General features: G+C 74.1%; 17 protein-coding genes. 7 read left to right on the top strand and 10 right to left on the bottom strand.

Annotation, left to right across the window (positions count from 1 at the left end):
- Positions 1 to 47 precede the first annotated feature (47 nt).
- A complete protein-coding gene (locus GJQ66_RS04850; protein WP_155048190.1) occupies positions 48 to 938 on the top strand; it encodes a hypothetical protein in 891 nt (296 codons plus the stop codon).
- 3 nt (positions 939 to 941) lie between these two features.
- On the opposite strand, the gene GJQ66_RS04855 is transcribed toward GJQ66_RS04850, so the two are convergent.
- The gene (locus tag GJQ66_RS04855) at positions 942 to 2,102 is read right to left on the bottom strand and encodes a benzoate/H(+) symporter BenE family transporter (RefSeq protein WP_155048191.1); all 1,161 of its coding nucleotides are present in this window, start codon (positions 2,100 to 2,102) and stop codon (positions 942 to 944) included.
- Between the two features lie 32 nt (positions 2,103 to 2,134).
- Here GJQ66_RS04855 and GJQ66_RS04860 point away from each other — a divergent pair, with 32 nt between their 5' ends.
- From GJQ66_RS04860 to GJQ66_RS04870, 3 genes are all read left to right on the top strand, one after another.
- Complete coding sequence (locus tag GJQ66_RS04860; RefSeq protein WP_155048192.1) at positions 2,135 to 2,992, top strand: spermidine synthase; 858 nt, start codon at positions 2,135 to 2,137, stop codon at positions 2,990 to 2,992.
- An 83-nt stretch (positions 2,993 to 3,075) separates the two neighbouring features.
- Positions 3,076 to 3,609 carry a hypothetical protein gene (locus GJQ66_RS04865; RefSeq protein ID WP_166314164.1) on the top strand — a complete coding sequence of 178 codons (534 nt, stop codon included), beginning with the start codon at positions 3,076 to 3,078 and terminating at the stop codon, positions 3,607 to 3,609.
- Positions 3,610 to 3,647: 38 nt separating this feature from the next.
- Entirely contained in the window at positions 3,648 to 4,139 is a 492-nt protein-coding gene (locus GJQ66_RS04870) for a SprT-like domain-containing protein (protein ID WP_368732672.1), read from the top strand.
- Positions 4,140 to 4,167: 28 nt separating this feature from the next.
- Here the strand turns inward: GJQ66_RS04870 and GJQ66_RS15360 are convergent, their stop codons facing one another.
- Entirely contained in the window at positions 4,168 to 4,860 is a 693-nt protein-coding gene (locus GJQ66_RS15360; RefSeq protein WP_368732673.1) for a response regulator, read from the bottom strand.
- A complete protein-coding gene (locus GJQ66_RS04880; RefSeq protein WP_196215814.1) occupies positions 4,857 to 6,209 on the bottom strand; it encodes an ATP-binding protein in 1,353 nt (450 codons plus the stop codon). Before GJQ66_RS04880 ends, GJQ66_RS15360 begins: the two co-directional genes overlap by 4 nt.
- Positions 6,210 to 6,334: 125 nt before the next feature.
- On the opposite strand from GJQ66_RS04880, the gene GJQ66_RS04885 reads away from it, so the two are divergent.
- Positions 6,335 to 7,756 (top strand): cation:dicarboxylase symporter family transporter, encoded by a 1,422-nt coding sequence (locus tag GJQ66_RS04885; RefSeq protein WP_155048194.1) that lies wholly within the window; start codon positions 6,335 to 6,337, stop codon positions 7,754 to 7,756.
- 9 nt (positions 7,757 to 7,765) lie between these two features.
- Here GJQ66_RS04885 and GJQ66_RS04890 read toward each other — a convergent pair whose 3' ends face one another.
- Positions 7,766 to 8,299 carry a 2-phosphosulfolactate phosphatase gene (locus GJQ66_RS04890; protein ID WP_155048195.1) on the bottom strand — a complete coding sequence of 178 codons (534 nt, stop codon included), beginning with the start codon at positions 8,297 to 8,299 and terminating at the stop codon, positions 7,766 to 7,768.
- 53 nt (positions 8,300 to 8,352) lie between these two features.
- On the opposite strand from GJQ66_RS04890, the gene GJQ66_RS04895 reads away from it, so the two are divergent.
- Positions 8,353 to 9,414, top strand: a complete 1,062-nt coding sequence (locus GJQ66_RS04895) for a low specificity L-threonine aldolase (RefSeq protein WP_368732674.1) — start codon at positions 8,353 to 8,355, stop codon at positions 9,412 to 9,414.
- Positions 9,415 to 9,427: 13 nt separating this feature from the next.
- On the opposite strand, the gene GJQ66_RS04900 is transcribed toward GJQ66_RS04895, so the two are convergent.
- The 6 genes from GJQ66_RS04900 to GJQ66_RS04925 all read right to left on the bottom strand — a co-directional run bounded on the left by GJQ66_RS04900 (position 9,428) and on the right by GJQ66_RS04925 (position 17,115).
- Positions 9,428 to 10,657: a Dyp-type peroxidase gene (locus tag GJQ66_RS04900; RefSeq protein WP_155048196.1), complete on the bottom strand. Its 1,230-nt coding sequence runs from the start codon at positions 10,655 to 10,657 to the stop codon at positions 9,428 to 9,430.
- The gene (locus tag GJQ66_RS04905; protein ID WP_155048197.1) at positions 10,657 to 11,223 is read right to left on the bottom strand and encodes a copper chaperone PCu(A)C; all 567 of its coding nucleotides are present in this window, start codon (positions 11,221 to 11,223) and stop codon (positions 10,657 to 10,659) included. The genes GJQ66_RS04900 and GJQ66_RS04905 overlap by 1 nt, the downstream gene beginning before the upstream one ends.
- 13 nt (positions 11,224 to 11,236) lie before the next feature.
- The gene (locus tag GJQ66_RS04910; RefSeq protein ID WP_155048198.1) at positions 11,237 to 11,839 is read right to left on the bottom strand and encodes a copper resistance protein CopC; all 603 of its coding nucleotides are present in this window, start codon (positions 11,837 to 11,839) and stop codon (positions 11,237 to 11,239) included.
- A 119-nt stretch (positions 11,840 to 11,958) separates the two neighbouring features.
- Entirely contained in the window at positions 11,959 to 12,564 is a 606-nt protein-coding gene (locus GJQ66_RS04915) for a hypothetical protein (RefSeq protein WP_155048199.1), read from the bottom strand.
- A complete protein-coding gene (locus tag GJQ66_RS04920; RefSeq protein WP_155048200.1) occupies positions 12,561 to 13,529 on the bottom strand; it encodes an arsenic resistance protein in 969 nt (322 codons plus the stop codon). Before GJQ66_RS04920 ends, GJQ66_RS04915 begins: the two co-directional genes overlap by 4 nt.
- Before the next feature lie 85 nt (positions 13,530 to 13,614).
- A complete protein-coding gene (locus tag GJQ66_RS04925; protein ID WP_155048201.1) occupies positions 13,615 to 17,115 on the bottom strand; it encodes a bifunctional proline dehydrogenase/L-glutamate gamma-semialdehyde dehydrogenase in 3,501 nt (1,166 codons plus the stop codon).
- Positions 17,116 to 17,364: 249 nt separating this feature from the next.
- Between GJQ66_RS04925 and GJQ66_RS04930 the strand changes: the two genes are divergently transcribed.
- Positions 17,365 to 18,297 carry a LysR family transcriptional regulator gene (locus tag GJQ66_RS04930; RefSeq protein WP_230379264.1) on the top strand — a complete coding sequence of 311 codons (933 nt, stop codon included), beginning with the start codon at positions 17,365 to 17,367 and terminating at the stop codon, positions 18,295 to 18,297.
- The last annotated feature ends 20 nt before the right edge of the window (positions 18,298 to 18,317 follow it).

Here is an 18,317-nt window from a genome sequence, read left to right on the forward strand (position 1 = left end):
GCGAGCTCCCCGCGCGCCGCCCCCGCCGCGTCGCCTACCCTGGGGCCATGAAGCGCCATCCCTGGCCCCTGTCGAGCGCGAAGGCCTGGCCCGCGTCCGGCACGACCATCAAGACCGGAATCACGCGGTGGATCGCGCGTGCCGCGGACGCGGGCGTGACGATCGACACCCGTCACGCGCCGGGCGTCACCGTGCACTCGTCGCCGTTCACGGGGCGCGCCGACGTCGAGGCCCTCGCCCTCGACCTGAGCGGAGCGACGATCGCCGTCGACGGCGCCGCGGCGGCGGCCGAGGACGCGTGGCCTCCCGCCACCGACGGCGAGACCGTGCAGAGCACCCCCGGAACGATCCGCGAGTTCGCGCTGCGGGCGGATCCGGCGACCGTCAACGACATCGAGGTGCGCGCCTCCGCGACCCTCCGCGACGCCCCGGTCGACTGGGTCGTCCTGCGCACGGACGACGGGCTCGTCGGCACGATTCGGGAACGCGCGGGCGGATCCGCCCGGGGAGACTTCCGCGTCTCCATGGAGCAGGAGGACGTCGCGGACCTCGCCGCGTCGATCATCGGCCCGGCGGTCTCGCGGGCCGGTGGCTGGCGGATGTCGCTCACGAAGCTGCGCTTCGCCGCGCGCGAGGCCGCGCCGGGCCGCATCACCGCGACCGCCGGGATTGCCGTGCGGCTGTTCTTCGTGCCGTTCTCGGCGCGATTCGGCGTGGATCTCGAGGCGCACGACGACGGATCCGTGACGATCCACCGCGCCACGGCCGCGAGCCGGAGCCTCCTGTCGAAGCTCGCGCTGCTGCCGCTCCGCCCGCAGCTGCGCGGCGTCGCGGGGCGACGGGTGCCGCTCGGCACCGACGCGATCGCCGTGACGAACCTGCGCATCGACGCGGGCGACGAGCGGATCGCGGTCTCGGGCGAGCTCGCCTCGCGATAGGGGCTACGCGTCGCGGCGCCACGCGAGCGCCGCGTACACCACGAGCCCCGCGGCGAGCGCCCAGAACGCGGCCCCGATCCCCGCGATCGTGACGCCGCTCGCGCCGACGACGAACGTCACGCCCGCGGCCGTGCGGTGGCCCGGCGCCCCGGATCCCATCGCGCCCGCGAGGGATGACGCGAGGGTCGGGATGAGCGCGAGGCCGGCGACGGCGCCGAGCACGGTGGGCGCCACGTGCGCGAGGGCCGTCAGGGCCGTCGCGCCGAGGGCGAGCACGAGGTAGGCGAACCCCGTCGTGCGCACGCCCTTCCAGCGCTCGGCGGGGTCCGGGTGCGCGTCGGGCGACGCCGTGATCGCCGCCGTGATCGCGCCGAGGTTCAGGGCGACGCCGCCGAGGGGCGCCACGAGCGCGGTGCCGATGCCCGTCACCGTCATCGCCTCGCGCCACGGCACGCGGTAGCCGTAGGACGCGAGGATGGCGGATCCGGGAACGTTCTGCGAGGCCATCGTCACGATGTAGACCGGGAGGGCGATGCCGACGACGGCCTCCGCGCTCAGCCGGGGCGCGACCAGCTCGAGCGCGGGCAGGACGGGGCCCGACACCCCGCCGTCCATCGCCGCCTGGACCCCGAGGATCGCGACGGCCACGGCGAACGCGGCGGGAGCCGCCCACGTGGGCGCGACGCGCGAGAGGACGAGCCAGACCGCGACGATCGGCACGACGCGCCAGGGGTCCTCGAGCACGCCGCGGACGGGTTCCAGGCAGAGCCCGACCAGCACGCCCGCGAGCATCGCCTGCGCGATCGTCGCGGGAATCGCGGCGACGGCGCGCGCGAGGAGCGGCCAGACGCCCGTGAGCACGATGAGCGCGGCCACGAGGAGGAACGCGCCGACGGCGACGGCGAAACCGCCAGCGGGCTCGGCCCCCGACGCGAGCAGGGCGGCGCCCGGCGTCGACCACGCCACGAGGACGGGGATCCGCGTGCGCGGCGCGAGCCACAGCATCGCGAGCGCCTGGCCGATGCACACCGCCACGAGGCCGGACGCGGCCTGCGCGGGCGTCGCGCCCACGGCGGTCAGCCCCGCCAGGACGACGGCGGAGGTGCTCGCGAATCCCGCGAGCGCGGCCGTGAGGCCCGCCAGGGTCGTCGAGTGCGCGAGCATGCTCGCCAGCGTAGGGGCGAGAGAATGGTCGCATGGGACGACAGCGCCGCAAGGACACCGACTTCCCTCGCGCGCGGCTGGGCTCCGGCGCGATCGCCGAGGTGCGGCCGAGCGAGTTCGGATCCGGCTACGAGGTGATCGTCGACGGCACGCCCCAGTCCCACGTGGACCCGGCGGATCCGACCCACCTCGCGTTCGAATACGTCGCGCGCATGGGGGCCGTGATCGATCAGCTCCCCGCGGGGCCGATCTCGGCGGTGCACCTCGGCGCGGGCGGGCTCACGCTCCCCCGCTACGTGGCGCACACGCGCCCCGGCTCCCGGCAGCAGGTCGTCGAGCTCGAACAGCCGCTCGTGGATCTCGTGCGGGCGGAGCTGCCGCTGCCCCGCGACGCGCAGGTGCGGATCCGCGTCGGGGACGCACGCGCCGGCCTCGGCCGCGTGCCGCCCGCGATGCGCGGATCCGTCGACCTCGTGGTGAGCGACGTGTATTCGGGCGCGCAGACCCCGGCGCACCTGACGACGGTCGAGTTCTACCGCGAGGCGGCCGCGCTCCTCGCGCCGGGCGGCGTCCTGCTCGTCAACGTCGCCGACGGGGCGGGGCTCGCGTTCGCGAGGCGCCAGGTCGCGACGGTCCGGGACGTCCTCCCGCACGTCGCGATCCTCGCCGAGGTGCAGGTGCTCAAGGGCCGGCGCTTCGGCAACCTCGTGCTCGCGGCCTCGGCGCGCGAGCTCCCGACGGAGTGGCTACCGCGGCTCATGGCCGCCGGCCCCCACCCCGCGAAGGTGGCCGAAGGGGCCGAGGTGCGCGCGTTCGCGGGCGATGCGGCGCCGGCGACGGACGCGGACGCGACGGCCTCACCGAAGCCGTCCGAGCGCCTGTTTGAGTGACACCCCGCGCGCCGGGTTCGTTACCAGGATGTGACCGGGCAGGATAGGAGTCCGCACGAGCGGCCAGAAGGAAGGGATTCGGCGTGGGCTTCATCCAGGGATACGACGCGGACACCCTCCAGGAGATCGTCGACCGGTCCGCCGTCTACGAGCGGCTCATCGAAGTGCGCCGCCAGCGCAGCTTCCCCGCGCAGCTCGAACAGGTGTGGCTCCTCAAGGTCCTCGGGGAGCTGGACGAGGCGCTGCAGGTCGCCGAGCACGCCGTGCGCCTCGCGCGGATGTCGGGCACCCGCAAGGATTTGCTCCACGCGCGGATCCTGCACGCGACCGTCAACCAGATGCGCGGCGCGTTCACGCGCGCCGAGGCGGAGCTGACCGCCTGCATCGAGGAGGCCGAGGGGCAGCGCTGGGCGCGGATCGGCGCGCTCGCGCACACGCACCGCGGCAAGGTGCGCCTCGACGCCGGCGACTACGACGGCGCGCGCGCGGACTTCAAGCGCGAGCTGTTCCTGCGCCAGGAGCTCGGGGCGGACGACGACGAGCTCGAGACGACCCTGACCTTCGTCGAGACGGCGGAACGCCGGCGTAGCCAGAGCCGGGGCCTGTTCGCGAGCTGATCCGCGCCGATGTCGGTGGCCCGGATTAGCCTGGATCCGTGTCGGATCTGAAGCGAGTCACGGTGTGGGCGAACGCCCTGATCCGCCTGCACCTCGACGACAGCTGGTCGTTCGGCTTCGACAACGCCAAGCGGCGCGCCGGGCTCTGCAACTTCACGGCCCGCCGCATCTCGGTCTCGCGCTACCTCGCCGCGCGGTTCTCCGACGATGAGAATCACCAGACGCTCCTCCACGAGGTCGCCCACGCCCTCGCCGGCCCCGCCGCCGGGCACGGGAGCGAGTGGAAGAGGATCGCGCGCGAGCTCGGCTACGTCGGCGGCACGACGCACACGGGCGAGACGGCGACCGAGCTCGCCCCGTGGATCGGGACGTGCCCGCGCGGACACGTCGTGTTCCGCCACCGCCGCCCCTCGCGCCCGTCCTCGTGCGTGCGCTGCGCGCGGGGCTTCGACCCGCGGTTCGCCTTCGCGTGGCGCCACCGCGAGATCACCCGAGCCGAGCGGCTCGCCGCGCAGGCGCCGCGAAACTGACGACAGCGCCGGCCCGCGCCGCCGGGCCTTATTCGCGCGCGTACTCCGTCTCGGGCCGCCCCTTGCCGCCGTGGCGCTGACCGCGCCGGGCGACCCCGCCCTCCGCGAGAAACTCCAGGTAGCGCCGGGCCGTGACCCGCGAGAGCCCGATCTCGGCCGCGACCTCCGACGCGGACAGGGCCGCGGGCGCCGCCGCGAGGAGCGCCTCCACGGCCGCGAGGGTCTGCGGCGCGAGCCCCTTCGGCAGCCCCGCAGCGTTCGAGGTGCGCAGGGCCGAGAACGCCGTGTCGACCTCGGCCTGGCTGAGCGCGGACACGGGCCGGCTCATGCGCTCGACGTAGGCGGCGTAGGCCTCGAGCTTGTCCGCGAAGGCGGGGAATCCGAACGGCTTGATGAGGTACTGGACGACGCCCACCGCGACCGCCCGGCGCACGGCGTCGAGCCCGCGCTCGGCCGTCACGGCGATGACGTCGACGACGAGCCCGGACGCGCGCAGCTCGCCGCACAGGCTGAGGCCGTCACCGTCCGGGAGGGAGAAGTCCATCAGAACCAGGTGGATCCGCTCCCCCGCGCGGGCCGCCTCCCGCAGGCGCCGGCGCGCCTCGGCGGCCGTGCCCGCGACGCCGGCGAGCACGAAGCCGTCCAGCCGCCCGACGTAGGCGCCGTGCGCCTGGGCGGTGCGCGGGTCGTCCTCGACGACGAGCACGCGAATGTCGCTCACGATGCCTCCCCCGGCCGCGGCAGCGTCACGGTGACCTCCGCGCCGCCCGTCGCCGCCTCGCCCACCTCGATCTGGCCGCCGAGGCGCGCGACCGTCCGGGCCACGAGGGCGAGGCCGTAGCCGTGCCGCCTCTCGCCGTCCGCCTTCGTCGTCACCCCGCGCCGGAAGATCCGGGCGCGGTCGGCGACGGGCACGCCGTCCCCGCTGTCGGAGATCTGGAAGGTGAGGGATCCCGACTCGTCGCTCGCGAGGTAGGCCTCGACCCACGCGTCCGCCTCCCCGGATCGCACGCGGCGCGCCACGGCGGCCTCGATCGCGTTGTCGAGGAGGTTCCCGAGGATGGTGACGACGTCGCCCGCGTCGAGCCCCTGGGTGCCCGGCTCCAGGTGCGTCTCGACGTGGAGCTCGACCCCCAGCTCGTGCGCCTGGGCGGCCTTTCCCAGCATCAGCGCGGCGATGACGGGCTGGTCCGGCGCCCCGACGACGCGATCCGTGAGGCGCTGGCCGTCCCCCGCGCGCCCCGTCGCCAGGTCGAGCGCCTCGTCGGCGCGCCCCAGCTCGATGAGCGACGCGATCGTGTGGAGCCGATTGTCGAACTCGTGCACCTGGGCGCGCAGCGCGTCCGCGATCGTCCGCACGTCCGACAGCTCGCGCTGCGCGTCGAAGGCGAGCCGGAGCTCGACCGGACCCCGGCTGTCCGTGGCCCGGTCGATCCGGCGAAACATCACGAGCGTGGCGAGGGATCCCAACACGACGAACGCCGCCGCGATCCCGCCCACGGCCGCGAGCCGCGACAGCTCCGCGGCGGAGATGTCGCGCAGGAGCACCCCGACGGAGACGAGGCCCACGACGTCCCCGTCGACCTCGATCGCCGCGGTGGCGCGCACGGAGGGGCCGAGTGTCCCGTCGTACACCTCCGTGAGGGTGTCCCCGGCGAGCGCGGGCCCGATCGTCCCGACGAATTCGCCGCCGACGCGCTCCGGATCCGGGTGCGTATAGCGGGTCCGGTCCGGGTGCATGATCGTGACGTAGTCGACGCCCGTCTCGCTCATGATGTCCGACGCGTAGGGCTGGAGGGCGTCGGACGCGCTCGCTACGACCGCCTCCTCCTCCACGCCCGTGGCGCGAGCCGCGTATGCCTCGCTCACCACGTCCGCGACGAACGGGTCGCTGGCCAGGGCCTCGGCCAGCACGCGGCTCGTCTCCTCCCCCTCGTGGCGGGCCGTGAGCCGCGCGTCCACCGCGAGCAGGCCGAAGACGACGAGGCCCGCCACGAGAATCACCGCCGTGTGCACGACGAGATAGGCACGCGCCACGCTCATCGCGCGGCGCCGGGAGGGGCAGGGCATGCGCTCCATTGTGCCGTCCCCGGCCCGCGACCAATATGCACGCAAGTCCGGCGAGGCCCGGGGTCCGCCCCAGATTGAGAGCACAACATCGCGCACAACGACTGTGCCCGTCGAGAGGAACACCCATGGCAAAGACGCCGTCACCCACCGCCCGCAAGAAGGGCGTCGGCAAGGAGCACTGGCTCTACATCGCCGTCATCGTCGCCGTCGTCTCGGGCGTCGCCGTCGGCCTCCTGGCGCCCGACTTCGGAGCCTCGCTCGCGTGGATCGGATCCGGCTTCGTCGCGCTCATCAAGATGATGATCGCCCCGGTCATCTTCTGCACGATCGTGCTGGGGATCGGGTCGATCGCGAAGGCCGCAACGGTCGGCAAGGTCGGCGGCCTCGCGCTGGCGTACTTCCTCGTGATGTCGACCTTCGCACTGTTCCTCGGCCTCGTCGTGGGCAACTTCATCCACCCCGGCGCGGGCCTCGACATCTCCGGCTCCTCCTACGAGGCCACGGGCGAGGACTCGAGCACCGAGCACTTCCTCCTCGGCATCATCCCCACCACGCTGTTCTCCCCGCTCACGGGCGAGTCGGTCCTGCAGGTGCTGTTCGTCGCTCTGCTCGTCGGATTCGCGATTCAGCAGATGGGCGCGCGGGGCGAACCGATCCTCGAGGCGATCCGGAACGTCCAGGCGGTCGTGTTCCGCGTCCTGACGATGGTGCTGTGGGTCGCGCCCATCGGTGCGTTCGGCGCGATCGCGGGCGTCGTCGGGCAGACGGGCTGGGAGGCCGTCGGCGCGCTCGCCGTCCTCATGGTGGCCTTCTACGCGACCTGCGTGATCTTCATCGGCGTCGTCCTCGCGGCGGTGCTGTGGTTCGTCGCGCGCATCAACATCTTCCGCCTCATGAAGTACCTCGGGCGCGAGTACCTGCTCATCGTCTCGACCTCCTCGAGCGAGTCGGCGCTGCCGCGCCTGATCGCGAAGATGGAGCACGTCGGCGTCTCGAAGCCCGTCGCGGGCATCACGATCCCGACGGGCTACTCGTTCAACCTCGACGGCACCGCGATCTACCTCACGATGGCCTCGCTGTTCATCGCGAGCGCCATGGGTACCCCGCTGTCGATCCCCGAGCAGATCGGCCTGCTCGCGTTCATGATCATCGCCTCGAAGGGCGCCGCGGGCGTCTCCGGGGCCGGGCTCGCGACCCTCGCGGGCGGCCTGCAGACCTACCGCCCCGACATGGTCGACGGCGTCGGCATGATCACGGGCATCGACCGCTTCATGTCGGAGGCGCGCGCTCTGACGAACTTCACGGGCAACGCGGTCGCGTCCATCATCATCGGCACGTGGACCCGCGAGTTTGACCGCGAGCGCGCGCTCGACGTCCTCTCGGGAAAGGTGCCGTTCGACGAGCGCTCCATGGTCGACGACGGCCACGGCGGCGGGCTCGACGAGTACGAGGACGAGATGCCGCGGGACCTCCCCGAGCTGCCCGCCGACGGGCAGGGCCCTGCGCCCCTGTCCACGACCGTGCGCACGGAGGCCGCGCGCCGCTGACGCGCGGCGCTACGCGCCGGGGCCGACGACGAGCGTGGACTCGGCGTCGGCGTCGACCTCCGCGGCGGCGCGGACCTCGTCGCGGCGCCCCTCCGCGGCGAGCGCGAGCCCCGATGCGCTCGCGGACACGAGGTGCTTCACGGCGCGGCCCAGCGCGCGGAAGCCCTCGGTCGCGACGGCGACGTCGGGGGCCGAGTGGTCGATGCCCCGCGCGGTCAGCGCGTCGCCGATCGCGCCGGCCGCGAGGTAGTCCTCGACCGCGAACGCGCCGTCGTCGCCCGCGAGCACGAGCGCGATCGCGGTCCGGCCGCCGCGCGCGAGCTGCTCGTCGTAGGCGGCCTGCGCGGTCGCCGTCGCGTTGCGGAGCGTCCCGATCAGGACCGTCGGCCCGTGCCCCATGGCGATGGCCCGCGCGGCGAGCGGATCCGCCGAGCCGAGCACGTCGACAACGATGACGACGCCGGCCGGCGCGAGCTCGTCGAGCCCCCGCTCGCCCCATCCGAGGCGCACCTGATACGTGGACTGTGAGCGCGGATCCGTCATGCGTCCAGCCTACGGAATCCGCCCGGCTGACCCGCGCGGCGTAGCCTGATCGGGTGGAACGACTGCACGACACCGGGATCCGTGGCTTCGCCTCCGACAACTACGCGGGCGCGCATCCCGAGGTGATCGCGGCGGTCGCCGCGGCGAACGGCGGGCACGCCCCGGCCTACGGGGAGGACCCCTACACGGCCGCGCTCCGCGCGCGCTTTCGCGACCTGCTCGGACCCGAGACGGAGGTCTTCCCCGTCTTCAACGGCACGGGCGCGAACGTCGTGGGCCTGCAGAGCCTCCTCACGCGGTGGGGCGGGGTCGTCGCGCCCGCGATCGCGCACATCAACACCGACGAGGGCGGGGCGCCGGAGAAGGTGGGAGCCTTCAAGATTCTCCCGGTGCCGACGCCCGACGCGAAGCTGACCCCGGAGGCCGTCCGCGCGCACGCGGGCTCCCGCGGCGTGCACACGATCGTGCCGCAGGCGGTCTCCCTCACCCAGTCGACCGAGCTGGGCACGCTCTACACGCCGGACGAGGTGGCGGCGGTCGCGGAGGCGGCCCACTCCCTCGGGCTCGCGGTGCACATGGACGGCGCGCGCATCGCGAACGCGGCGGCCGCGCTCGGCGCCCCGCTGGGCGCGTTCACCCGCGACGCGGGGGTGGACGTGCTGAGCTTCGGCGGCACGAAAATCGGCGCGATGGGCGCCGAGGCCGTCGTCGTGCTGAACCCGGCGGCCGTCACGGGGATCGAGTTCCTCCGCAAGAACACCATGCAGCTCGCGAGCAAGATGCGCTTCGTCTCCGCCCAGCTGCTCGCCCTCCTCACCGACGACCTTTGGATCCGCGCGGGCGCGCAGGCCAACGCCATGGCCCAGCGCCTGCGCCGCGGCATCGAGGAGCGGATCGCGGACGGATCCGTCTCCGGCGTGGCGTTCACCCAGCCGACCGAGGTCAACGGCGTCTTCGCGACGCTGCCCGAGGGCGCCGCCGACGCGCTGCGGCAGCAGGCCGCGTTCTACGACTGGAACGCGGTCACGCGCGAGGTGCGGTGGCTGACGAGCTGGGACACCGAGGCGGGCGACGTCGACCGGTTCGTCGGCCTCGTCGCCCGCGTCTGCGGCTGAGGCGCGGGGCGCCTCACTCCCCCAGCAGCGTCTCGCCGATGTATCCGCCCTCGGCGCACCCGGGCGGCACGGCGAAGACGGCGGATCCGATGGGCGTCGTCCACTCGTTGAGCAGGTCCACCTCGTCCAGGCGGCGCTGGATCGGGACGAACTGCGCCGCCACGTCGGCCTGGTACGAGACGAAGACCAGCCCCGCGTTCGACACGTCCGTGCCCGAGGGCCGCTCGTCGTAGTTGTACGCCTTGCGGAAGATCCGCTCGGATCCGTCCCCTCGGGCCCGCGCCATGTGCGAGAACGTCGGGATGACGGGGAAGCCGATCGCGCTCGTGGCCGCGAAGTCCGGCTCGTCGAACTCGTCCGTGCCCGTGAGCGGGGCGCCCGTGTCGAGGCGGCGGCCCACGGCGGACTCGCGGCCGGGCCGGTCGAGCTCGTCCCACGTGTCCAGGTTCATCGCGATGCGACGCACCACCATGCCGGTGCCGCCGGCCATCCAGCCGCCTGTGCTCCACACGACCGCGTCGAAGTCCTCCGTCCCGGGGCGCGGGTTGACGGTGCCGTCGACCTGCCCGAAGAGGTTTCGCTGCGTGGTGCCGTCGGGGACGGATCCGTGGGCCCGGCGGAAGCCGCGCTGCGTCCAGCGCACCGACGCGAACGACCGGGCGTCCTTCAGGAGCATGCGCGCGGCGTGCGCGAGGGTGATCGGGTCGTCGCTCGCGACGTGGATCAGGAGGTCGCCGCCCGTGAACTCGGGGCGCAGGCGGTCCACCGAGAAGGCAGGGAGCGGCGCGAGCCAGGCCGGTGCCGTCCCGCCCGCGGCGGCCACGAAGCCCGGGCCGAACGCGAACGTGACGGTCAGGCGCGCGGGGCTCGCGGCGAGCTCTGGCTCCGAGTCCGCCAGGGCGGCCTCGCCGCGCGTGAGCCGGGCGGCGTCGTCGGTGAGGATCCGCATGAGGCGGCGGAGGTCGTCGCGCCCCGCGCCTCCCGCGAGGTCGAGCGCCACGAACACGCCGTGGGCCTGGTCGCCCGCCGCGATGCCCGCCTGGTGGGCGCCGTGAAACGGGATCGTGTCCTCCCCATGGGGCGGATCCGCGGGCGCGGACGCGGGCTCGTCGCCGGGGCGCAGCGCGGCATCGAGGCCGACCGCCAGGGTCGCGCCGAGGCCGGCGACCGCTCCCCCGAGGAGGAACTGCCGCCGGCTCGGCCCGCCCCGCCGACCCTGCGCGCCCGAATCGGGCGCCGCCATCAGTGGTCCATGTCCATGTCAGACTCGTCCATGTCCATGTCCGACGCGCCGCCGTAGTTCTCGTTCGCGCCCGAGTAGTCCTTGACCGGGGCCTCGAACGTCGCCGTGGATCCGTCGCCGAAGGTGAGCGTGAACTCGACCTCCTCGCCCGCCTCGAGCGGATCCGTCAGCTCCATGAGCATGAGGTGGCTGCCGCCGGGCTCGAGCCCGTACGTACCGTCGGCGGGGACGACGAACCCGCCGTCGATCTCGCGCATGATCGTCTCGCCCGTCTCGGACTCGACGGTTTCGTGCAGCTCGATCATCGCGCTGGCCTCGGTCTCGGCCGAGACGACCGTGACGTCGGCGGAGGAGTCGTTGGTCAGAACGCCGAAGGCCGCCGACATCCCGGAGTCCGCGGCCTTGACCCAAGCGTCCTCGATCGTGACGGCCTCGGCGGCCGTCTCGTCGGCGGTCTGATCGGCGGATCCGCCGGCGGCGCAGCCCGCGAGCGCGGACGCGCCCGTCAGCAGGAGGAGGCCGAAGGCCGTGCGGCCGAGGCGGTGTGCTGTCGTGGTCGTGTGCATGGGAATGTCCTTCTCAATTCGTGTTCTCGTGCGCGTCGTCCGACGCGGCGCGCGCCGCCCGGCGGCGCAGAAAAGTGATGACGGCGAACGCGCCGGCGGCGACGAGTGCCCCGGCGAGCGCGACCACCACGACGCGCGGCGCGGAGGACTCCTCCGCCTCCGCGGCGTCCGGTGCCGTCGCCGCGTCCGCGGATTCCTCGTCGTCCGCCGCGGGCGCCTCGTAGGGGTCCGCGTCCCCGACGGTGAACGGGACGACGCCCGTGATGGGGTGGCCGTCCTCGGACACGACCTGCCAGCGGATCTGGTAGCCGGCGTCGGGCATCCCCTCCTCGAGGGGGACGGTCGCGGTGTTGCCGTCGATCTCGACGGCGCCGTCGGCCCAGTCGTGGCCGGATTCGTCGACGACGAGGACGTCGGCGCCGCTCGTGCCGTCGCCGAGGGTGAGCAGGTCGCCCGAGTAGGCGAGCTCGATCTCGGTGGGGGCCGCCGCGAGGGCGTCGCCCGCGGCGGGGGTGCTGTCGATGAGTTGATCGTGCGCGTGCGCGGGCGCCGCCGTCACGAGGACGGCGAGGGCGGCCGCGGCCACGCCCACGAACGATGGGGTGCGCCATCGCATAGGGGTGGTCTGCCTCTCTTACAGCGGGGCGCCTCGCGCCCCGCACGTTCGCGTCGCGCTCCGGTCGGGGCGCGCGATGAAGCCGCCCGCGGCGCGCGAGCGCGGGCCGGGCGGCGGTGTCAGCGAACGAGGAGCGCGGGCGGCCCGCGGCGCAGCAGGCAGGAGGCGAGGAGCACGCCGGGGCGCGCGTCCGGTGCGCCGTCGATCCGCGGCGCGCGGGGGCGCTCGGCGGGGACGAGGGGCGCGGGATCCGCCAGGCGCCGGGCGAGCGCCGCCAGGGCGTCGGCGAGGACGGCGAACGCGCGCTGGATCTCGCGCTCGCCGCGGTGCAGCAGCACGATCGTCGCGAGGGCGGCCGCGGCGTGCCCCAGCCACATGCCGGCGTTGCCCGCGAGCGCGGCCGCGACCTCCGGCGAGGCGGCAGCGAGCGCGGGGGCCGCGTGATGGTGGTGGCCACTGGCCACGGATCCGCCGTCCGCGCCCAGCACGAACAGCGCGTGGAACAGCAGCTGGCTGGCGACGACGGAGATCGCGAGCCGCGCGAGCGACAGCCGTCGCCCCGCGAGCAGGACGCACACGGGGAGCGAGAGCAGCAGCGGGACGGCGATCCCGACGGGGGTCGGCAGGAAGCCGCCGGCGGTCACGTGCGACAGGAGCGCCGTGAAGGTCGCGACCGCGGAGGCCGCGGCGCCACGCATCACGTGCGCGCTGCGGGACCGGGTCATGATTCCGATTGTGCCACCCGGCGGCCGGGAATCGCCCACGGGACGACGCGCACGAGCGCGACGAGAGCGACGAGCTCGACCAGCGTCTGCGTGACCACGGCGAGCGGCGCGAGGGCGTCGGGCGTCGCGAGCGCGAGGGGAAGGACGACGAGCGAGTTCCGGGTCGCGCTCGAGAAGGCGACGGCGCGGGAGGCGGGCGGATCCAGCCGGAACGCGCGCGCGACGAGCGCGCCGAGGGCGGCCGCCGCGAGCGCGAACACCGCGTAGATCGGGACGAGGCGCGCGAGGGCGGCGGCGGCCTGGCCGACCTCCCCGATCTGCGAGGCGACGACGACGACGAGCGTGACCATCATGAGCGGCACCATGGCGGCCTCGCCGGCGCGCGGAACGCGGCGGACGGCGGGGAGGCGTCGGGCGAGGGCTTGGACAGCGGCCGCGAGCGCGAGGGGGAGCGCGATGAGAAGGAGGAATGCGCGCGCGAAGGGCGCCGGATCCACGACGAGCTCGCCGCCCGCGAACAGCGCGAGGTAGGCGGGCAGGAGCGCTATCTGCGCGAGCATGAGCAGCGGCGTGGCGGCGATCAGCCGCGCGCGATCGCCGCCCGCGGCGCCCGTGAAGACGACGACGTAGTCGACGCACGGCGTGAGCAGGACGAGGAGGAGACCGAGGAGGAGCCCGCGGTCGTCGGCGACGAGGCGCGACAGGGCCCCCGCGAGGAGGGGCACGACGACGAAGTTTGCGACGCCGAGCGCCGCGAGGAAGCGCCCGTCCCGCCACGCCCGGCCGAGCCGCGCGAGCGGGACCTGCAGGAAGGTCGCGAACAGGAGCGTGCCGAGGACGGGCTCGATGGCGGGCGCGAGCGCGCGGCCCGCCGCCGGGACGAGGAGCCCGCCGGCCGCGCCGGCCGCGAGCGCGCCCAGATACAGCGCGACCTGGTGCCGCTCGGCCCATCCCACGACGCCCATGCGCCCGCCCCTTTCGCCGACCGTGCGAACGCTATCAGCGGCGCCGCCCTCCGCGTGCGGGGAGGGCGGCGCCGCGATGCGCGGATCAGCGCGCGACGAGGTCCGATCCGCCGCCGGCGACCACCGGCACCTCGTACCGGCGGGGGTTCCCGAACCGGTGCGCCGTGATCGACACGGCCTGCTCGCGCACGAACGGCAGCATCTCGACGCGTCCGGCCGACGTGACCTCGCCCGCGTAGATCGCGACGTTCGGCTCGCCGGACGTGGCGCGCACGATCGGATCCGCGGATCCGCCGATGAGCCGGATCCGGGCCCCCTGGTCCGCAAACCGCGCGGCGCGTTCGGCCCAGGCCGCGCCGTCGTCGACGTGGAGCGGCGCGCCGACCTCCGCGAGGTAGTCCCGGACGGCGCGCGTGGGGCGCGCCGCGGCCGACACGGCGACAGGGGCGCCGATGCGGGCGCCGGCGGCGACGACCCGCACGAGCTCCGCCTCGCGGCCGCCCTCGAACCGCACCGTCACGGCGGTCGGGACGTAGCGCAGGACGTTCTGCTCGAGCTCGAGGCCCTGCACGTCGCGCGCGAGCCCGAACTCGTCCTCCCACGCGGCGATGTCCGTCGAGAGGGCCGCGGCCAGCCAGGCCCGCTCCTCGGCGGGGACGGCCTTGAGCGCGCGGCGCGTGGCGGCATCCTGTCGCCCCTCGCCCCGGACCGGCGCGTCCGCCCACGCCCCGAGCCCGAACAGGTAGCTCGGCCCGCCGGCCTTCGTGCCCGGACCGACCGCCGACTTCTTCCAGCCGCCGAACGGCTGACGCTCAACGATCGCGCCCGTGATGACCCGGTTGATGTACGCGTTGCCCGCCTGGATGGATCCGAGCCACGTCTGGATCTCGTCGACGTCGAGGGAGTGCAGGCCCGAGGTGAGCCCGTAGTCGACCGCGTTGACGATCTCGATCGCCTCCTCCAGCGTCGCCGCCTCGATGATCCCCGTGACGGGACCGAAGTACTCCGTCAGGTGGAACTCGGAGCCCGGCTTCACGCCGGCGCGGATCCCGGGCGTCCAGAGCGCGCCCTCCTCGTCGAGCTGCTTCGGCTGGCGCAGCCACGACTGGCCGGGCTCGAGCGTCGTGAGGCCGCGCAGGAGCTTGCCCTCGGCGGGCGCGATGACCGGTCCGATGCGGGCGCCCTCCGTCCACGGCAGACCGACCTCGTAGCCGTCGACGGCGTCGAGAAGCTGGCGGCGGAAGCGCTCGCTCGTGGCGACGGATCCGACGAGCACGACGAGCGACGCCGCCGAGCACTTCTGGCCCGCGTGGCCGAACGCCGAGTACGCGATGTCCTTCGCCGCGAGGTCGAGATCGGCGCTCGGGGTCACGATGATGGCGTTCTTGCCGCTCGTCTCGGCGAGCAGCGGCAGGTCGGCGCGGAAGGAGCGGAACAGCTCGGCCGTCTCGTATGCGCCCGTGAGGATCGCCTGGTCGACGCTCTCGTGGGCGAGGAGACGGGATCCGAGCTCGCGGCCCTCGAGGCGCACGAGGCGCAGCACCTCGCGCGGCACGCCGGCCTCCCAGAGCGCCTCGGCCACGACGGCGCCCGTGCGCGCCGCCTGTCGCGCGGGCTTGAACACGACGGCGGATCCGGCGGCAAGCGCCGCCAGGACGCCGCCCGCGGGGATCGCGGCGGGGAAGTTCCACGGCGGGATCACGGCCGTGACCTTCGCGGGCGCGTAGGTCGCCCCGTCGACGGCGGCGACCTTCTCGGCGCTCGCGGCGTAGAAGTGGGCGAAGTCGATCGCCTCGCTCACCTCGGGGTCGCCCTGCTCGACGACCTTGCCGCACTCGGATCCCATGACCTCGAGGAGGTCGGCCCGGCGCGCCTCGAGCGCGTCGCCGGCGCGGTGCAGGATCTCCACGCGCTCCGCGAGCGGACGCGCGGCCCACTCTTCGGCGGCCGTCAGCGCGCCCGCCACGAGGGCGTCGAGATCCGCGGCCTCGCGGATCGTGTTCGCCTCGAGCGCGGCGACGCCGAGCTGCGAGTCCTGCATGCGGGAGCGAATCCCCGCCGCCCACTCCCGGTTGGCCGCGACGGCCGGATCCGTGTCCGGGGTGCCGCGGAAGGCGCCGCGTGGACCGGCGGGCTGCTCCTCGCGGCGGTCCATCACGCGGTTCGGGGCGGGCACCTCGGTCGGCATCATGTCGATCGAGGTGAGGAAGCGATCCCTCTCCCGCGCGAACAGGACCTCGTTGCGGTCGAGGTCGAACACGGCCGACATGAAGTTGTCGGGGCTCGCGCCCTCCTCGAGGCGGCGGATGAGGTAGGCGATCGCGACGTCGAACTCGGCGGGCTGGACGACGGGCGTGTAGAGCAGCAGCTCGCCGACGTCGCGGCGCACGACCGCCGCCTGCTGGGTCGCCATGCCGAGCAGCATCTCGAACTCGACGGGCGAGCCGGGCTCGATGCGGATCCCGCGGCGCTCGGCGAGGAGCTTCGCGAGAGCGACGTCGAACAGGTTGTGCCCCGCGATGCCGAGGCCGACGTTCGCGACGCGCTCGGGCGTGAGGGCGTAGTCGAGAACCTGCTTGTATCCCGCGTCCGTGTGCTGCTTGGACGGCCAGGTCGCGAGCGGCCACTCGTGCGTCTCGGCGTCGACCTGCTCCATGGGGAGGTTCGCGCCCTTCACGACGCGCACCTTGATGGGCGCGCCGCCGGCGGCCACGCGCCGCGACGCCCACTCCTGGAGGCGGATCATGGCCGACAGCGCGTCGGGCAGGTACGCCTGGAGGACGATGCCCGCGCGGCTCGCCTGGAACTCGTCGCGGTCGAGGAGGGTCTGGAAGACGTCGAGGGTGAGGTCGAGGTCCTTGTACTCCTCCATGTCGAGGTTGAGGAACGTATCGTGCGCGAGCGCGGCGCGGTACACGGGGGCGAGGGCCTCGACGGCGTGCGCCACGGCCTGGTCGTGCGCCCACAGGCTGTGCGGGGCTACGGTCGAGGAGACCTTGATCGAGACGTAGTCGACATCGGGGCGCTCGATCAGGCGCATCGTGCCGGCGACGCGCCGGTCGGCCTCGCGCTGGCCGAGGATCGCCTCGCCGAGGAGGTTGACGTTCAGGCGGATCCCCTCGCCGCCGATCTTTCGCAGCGCGGGGCCGAGCTTCGACTCGGTCGCGTCGACGATGAGGTGGCGGACCATCTCGCGCAGCACCTTGCGCGCGATCGGCACGACGATGGCGGGAAACGCCGGCGCGACGGCGCCGCCCAGGCGCACGAGGCCGCGCAGCGGCGCGGGGAGGAAGGCGGGCACGCCGCGCGAGACGAGCTGGAAGTTCCGGGCGGCGACGCGGAGGTCCTCGGGCCGCACGACGCCGTCGACGAACCCGACGGCGAAGTCGAGGCCCTTCGGGTCGCTGAGCACGCCCGCGAGGTTCTTCGCGGCCGCGTCGACCTTCTCCTCGCGCGCGGCGACGAGCCACGCGCGCACCTGCGCGATCGCCTCGTCGGCGAGCGCGGCGTCGATGGTCGCATGCACGGCGGCTCCTGTCGTGTCTGGGGCCTGGAACGGCGCGTGGTTGCGCGGCTCGATGGTCATGAAGTTCACCTCTTTCCAAGAACGGTCACCCCATCGTGCGCGGGAAAAACCGTCAGGTAAAGCTCACAGTTTCGAAGATCTTTATTCGATTTCTTCGAGCAATTTGCGGCGGCGCCCTCCCGGGCGCGCGGCCTACCCCACGCCCGGTCCGCGGCCGCCTCCTCGCGACCGCGTTCCCCCATGGTGCGCCCCGGATCCGCCCCGATCCACCCCGGGTGCCCGAACGGATCCGTTCGGTACTGTCGAACGATGAGTATGGGATGGAGCACGCACCGCCTGCTGCTCCTGCGCGAGCTGCAGCTGCGCGGCACGATCACGGCGGTCGCGGCCGCGCTGAACTATTCGCCGTCGACGGTCTCGCAGCAGCTCGCGCAGCTCGAGCAGGAGGTGGGGGTCTCCCTGCTCCAGGCCGACGGGCGGCGCGTGCGGCTGACAGCGCAGGGCGAGGCGGTCGCGGAACACGCGGCGCGCGTCCTCGCGCTCGAGGAACGCGTGCGCGAGGACCTCGATCTCGACAACCCGATCCCGGCGCCCGTGCGCATTTCCGCGCTGCAGACCTCGGCGCGCGCGCTGCTGCCGCGCATGCTCGACATGCTGGGGGTGAGCCACCCCGGCCTGCGGATCGAGGCGTGGGTGGTGCCGCCCGAGGAGGGATTGTTCGAGGTCGAGGCGCGCGGTTTCGACCTCGTGATCGCCGAGCAGTACCCCGGCCACACCCGCGAGCGGCGGCCGGGCCTCGACCGAGTCACGCTCGGGCGCGACCCCATCCGCCTCGCCGTCAGCCCCGATTCGCCGATCCGCTCGCTCGAGGAGGCGGCCGAGGCGCCGTGGATCATGGAGCCGGTGGGCACGGCCGTGCGGACGTGGTCGGTGCAGCAGTGCCGCGCCGCCGGCTTCGAGCCGGACGTGCGCTACAGCGCCGCGGACCTCCTCGCCCAGGTCCGCCTCATCTCCGCGGGGCACGCCGTGGGGCTTCTCCCCGAGCAGCTGCTCGCGGGCGACGAGAGCCCGGTGCGGCTCATCGACCTCCCGGGGAACCCGCACCGCGAGCTCTTCACCGCGGCGCGGGAGTCCTCGCGCGAGTCACCGGGCATCGTCGCGGTGCGCCAGGCGCTCCGCCAGGCGTTCGGCGATGCGACCGCCGTGTTCGAGGATCCGCACGCCATGCCCCACATCGGCTGAGGCCCGTAGGCGCTTCGGCC

Source organism: Microbacterium sp. ZXX196, assembly GCF_009709595.1.
Taxonomy (GTDB): domain Bacteria; phylum Actinomycetota; class Actinomycetes; order Actinomycetales; family Microbacteriaceae; genus Microbacterium; species Microbacterium excoecariae.

What these genes read in the sequence shown, in the direction of transcription:
- GJQ66_RS04850 (WP_155048190.1), top strand. Translation starts at nt 48, where the DNA reads ATGAAGCGCCATCCCTGGCCCCTGTCGAGCGCGAAGGCCTGGCCCGCG.
- GJQ66_RS04855 (WP_155048191.1), bottom strand. Translation starts at nt 2,102, where the DNA reads ATGCTCGCGCACTCGACGACCCTGGCGGGCCTCACGGCCGCGCTCGCG.
- GJQ66_RS04860 (WP_155048192.1), top strand. Translation starts at nt 2,135, where the DNA reads ATGGGACGACAGCGCCGCAAGGACACCGACTTCCCTCGCGCGCGGCTG.
- GJQ66_RS04880 (WP_196215814.1), bottom strand. Translation starts at nt 6,209, where the DNA reads ATGCCCTGCCCCTCCCGGCGCCGCGCGATGAGCGTGGCGCGTGCCTAT.
- GJQ66_RS04885 (WP_155048194.1), top strand. Translation starts at nt 6,335, where the DNA reads ATGGCAAAGACGCCGTCACCCACCGCCCGCAAGAAGGGCGTCGGCAAG.
- GJQ66_RS04890 (WP_155048195.1), bottom strand. Translation starts at nt 8,299, where the DNA reads ATGACGGATCCGCGCTCACAGTCCACGTATCAGGTGCGCCTCGGATGG.
- GJQ66_RS04900 (WP_155048196.1), bottom strand. Translation starts at nt 10,657, where the DNA reads ATGGCGGCGCCCGATTCGGGCGCGCAGGGTCGGCGGGGCGGGCCGAGC.
- GJQ66_RS04905 (WP_155048197.1), bottom strand. Translation starts at nt 11,223, where the DNA reads ATGCACACGACCACGACAGCACACCGCCTCGGCCGCACGGCCTTCGGC.
- GJQ66_RS04910 (WP_155048198.1), bottom strand. Translation starts at nt 11,839, where the DNA reads ATGCGATGGCGCACCCCATCGTTCGTGGGCGTGGCCGCGGCCGCCCTC.
- GJQ66_RS04915 (WP_155048199.1), bottom strand. Translation starts at nt 12,564, where the DNA reads ATGACCCGGTCCCGCAGCGCGCACGTGATGCGTGGCGCCGCGGCCTCC.
- GJQ66_RS04920 (WP_155048200.1), bottom strand. Translation starts at nt 13,529, where the DNA reads ATGGGCGTCGTGGGATGGGCCGAGCGGCACCAGGTCGCGCTGTATCTG.
- GJQ66_RS04925 (WP_155048201.1), bottom strand. Translation starts at nt 17,115, where the DNA reads ATGACCATCGAGCCGCGCAACCACGCGCCGTTCCAGGCCCCAGACACG.
- GJQ66_RS04930 (WP_230379264.1), top strand. Translation starts at nt 17,365, where the DNA reads ATGAGTATGGGATGGAGCACGCACCGCCTGCTGCTCCTGCGCGAGCTG.